2 protein-coding genes are annotated in these 2,830 nt (G+C 71.7%); both read right to left on the reverse strand.

The annotated features are described in order from the left end of the window. Nucleotides 1–397: 397 nt before the first annotated feature. Nucleotides 398–1,042, reverse strand: coding sequence for a hypothetical protein (locus tag ROTAS13_RS22305; protein ID WP_075823477.1), 645 nt, complete (start codon nucleotides 1,040–1,042; stop codon nucleotides 398–400). Nucleotides 1,043–1,121: 79 nt separating this feature from the next. Continuing rightward, a partial coding sequence (locus tag ROTAS13_RS22310; RefSeq protein WP_253187743.1) for a DNA translocase FtsK occupies nucleotides 1,122–2,830 on the reverse strand: 1,709 nt, incomplete at its 5' end.

Consider the following 2,830-nt stretch of genomic DNA (forward strand, 5'->3'; position numbering starts at 1 on the left):
GTCGATCAGCGCCGCCAGCCGCACCAGTTCGTGCCGCCCATCGATCATGTCGACCAGCCGCGGCCGCAGCAGATCGGCCTGTTCCGGCGGGCGCGGGCGGTGCTTCATGCCCACAAGATTCGCAGGGTTTGTCGTCGAAAACAATCGAACCCTGCAAATCCAGGTCGCCGAGCCCGGAAAATCTCACAGCTAGATCAGTGCCTTACGAGTTATTCAAGGCCGACTCCTTACCTTTCGCCTGTCTGTTCCCCGCCTGCGCGGGGAAGCCAGGGGCGGCGCTCCCTCGCTCCACCGCAGAGCGGGCGAGCAGGGATAAGGCGGCGAGGGCCGGGATGGCGCCGCCCGATCCCGCCCGCCGCTGGCGCGGGCGACGGTGGCGACGGATGCGACCGGCAGGCTAACGCTTCAGGCCGGGAATGGCGCCCAGCAGGTTCTGCGCGAGGCCAGGCGGCAGGCCCTGGGGCAGTTGCAGGGTCTGGTAGCCCGCGGGGATGCGGAAGCGGTCCGGGTCCTGGCGGGCATAGGTGACGCTGGTGGCCTCGATGCCGCCCTGGCGGCCCTGGACCTGGCCCTCGGCGCGCAGCAGCACGCCATCCGCCGTCAGGCAGGCGCGGCCGCTGGCATCGCGTTCCTCGTAGCGCCAGTTGGTGCAGGAGAGGCCGGCGACCTTCGCCTGCCCCTCGCGCGTGAAGCGCGTGCCGGGCCCGAAATCGGCGGGCAGGCCCATCTTCTGCAACTCCTCGGCCGGAAGCTCGGTGACGAGGCGCATCTTGTCCATCACCAGCCGCGCCTGGCCGCTGCGGCGGTCCAGCACGCCCCAGCCGTTCTGGCGCGGCAGTTCCAGGCGCAGCAGGCGCTCGGAGGCCAGCCATTGCGCCTCGACGGGCTCCGGCTTGCCGCCAAGGGTCCGGTAGGTGACCGCGACGTCGCGGCTGGGCTCCAGCCGGGGCGCGGCGCTGCCGGTCTGCGCCATGACGGGCAGGATAGGGACGGCGGCCAGCAGGCTGGCGGTCAGGAGGGCACGGCGTGTGGATCGGCGCATGGCGGGGTTCCTCCGCTCCTTGCGGCAGGGCATGGCCGGGGGCGGGTCCCCGGCCATGCCCTGCCCTGGGTGATCGGCGTCAGTCGTCTTGCCCGCGCACCAGCACCTCGCGCTTGCCGACATGGTTGGCGGGGCCGACGATGCCCTCCTTCTCCATCTGCTCGATGAGCTTGGCGGCGCGGTTGTAGCCGATGGAGAGATGGCGCTGGACAAAGGAGGTGCTGGCCTTGCCCTCCCGCGTCACGAGGTCCACCGCCTGCTCGAAGAGGCCGCGCTCGCCGCCCTCCCCGCCGCCGGGGCCGCCGGTGGGGGCCTCGTCATCCTCGACCTCGGTGACTTCCTCGATATAGGAGGGCTCGCCCTGCTCGCGCAGGTACTCGACGATGGCCTCGACCTCGGCATCCGAGACGAAGGGGCCGTGGACGCGGTTCATGCGGCCGACGCCGGCCATGAACAGCATGTCGCCCTGGCCGAGAAGCTGCTCGGCGCCCTGCTCGCCCAGGATGGTGCGGCTGTCGATCTTCGAGGAGACCTGGAAGGAGATGCGGGCGGGGAAGTTCGCCTTGATGACGCCGGTGATGACGTCCACCGAGGGGCGCTGCGTCGCCATGATGACATGGATGCCGGCGGCGCGGGCCATCTGGGCGAGGCGCTGCACCGAGGCCTCGATCTCCTTGCCCGCCACCACCATCAGGTCGGCCATCTCGTCGATGACCACGACGATCATCGGCAGCGGCTCCAGCGCCAGGGGCTGGTCCTCGAAGACCGGCTTGCCCGTGTCGGGGTCGAAGCCCGTCTGCACGCGGCGGGTGAGCTGCTCGCCCTTCTCGCGGGCGGCGGTGACCTTCTTGTTGTAGCCGGCGATGTTGCGCACGCCGAGCTGCGACAGGGCGCGGTAGCGGCGCTCCATCTCCCGCACCGTCCATTTCAGCGCGCCGATCGCCTTGGGGCTTTCCGTCACCACCGGGGCCAGGAGGTGCGGGATGCGGTCATAGACCGAGAGTTCCAGCATCTTCGGGTCGATCATGATGAAGCGGCACTCGTCCGGCCCGTAGCGGTAGAGCAGGCTGAGGATCATGGTGTTGATCGCCACCGACTTGCCCGAGCCGGTGGTGCCGGCGACCAGCAGGTGCGGCATGGTGGCGAGGTCGGCGATCACCGGGGCGCCACCGATGTCCTTGCCGAGGGCGAGGCTGAGGCGGCCCTGCGCCCGGCCCCATTCCTCGTCGGCCAGCAGTTCGCGCAGATAGACCGTCTCGCGCTTCGCGTTCGGCATCTCGATGCCGATGACGTTGCGGCCGGGCACCGTGGCGATGCGGACGGCGGTGACGGACATGCTGCGCGCCACGTCGTCGGCCAGGCCGATCACGCGCGCGGACTTGGTGCCGGGGGCGGGCTCCAGCTCGTAGAGCGTGACGACGGGGCCGGGGCGCACCTCCACGATGCGGCCGCGCACGCCGTAATCCTCCAGCACGCCTTCCAGCATGCGGGCGTTGTTCTGCAGCATCTCCTCGGTCGGGCCGTTGTCGCGGCGGCGGGGCGCCTCGGTCAGCAGATCGAGCGGCGGCAGGGCGAACTGTTCCGGCGGCAGGTTCCGGGGCGGCGGCGCGGGGCGGCGGGGCGGCGGGGCGGCCCGCTCGGTCCGGGGCGGCGGCGGCGGCGGCAGGTCGTCCTCGTCCTCGTCCACCACCGGCTCCGGCGCGCGGCCGAGGCGCGGCTCGATGCGGCGGACGGGCGGCGCGACCTCCTCCGCCGGGCGGCGCCCGCGCAGGCCGGGAATGGCGATGC

Source organism: Roseomonas sp. TAS13, from assembly GCF_001950415.1.
Classification (GTDB): domain Bacteria; phylum Pseudomonadota; class Alphaproteobacteria; order Acetobacterales; family Acetobacteraceae; genus Roseomonas; species Roseomonas mucosa.

What these genes read in the sequence shown, in the direction of transcription:
- ROTAS13_RS22305 (WP_075823477.1), bottom strand. Translation starts at nt 1,042, where the DNA reads ATGCGCCGATCCACACGCCGTGCCCTCCTGACCGCCAGCCTGCTGGCC.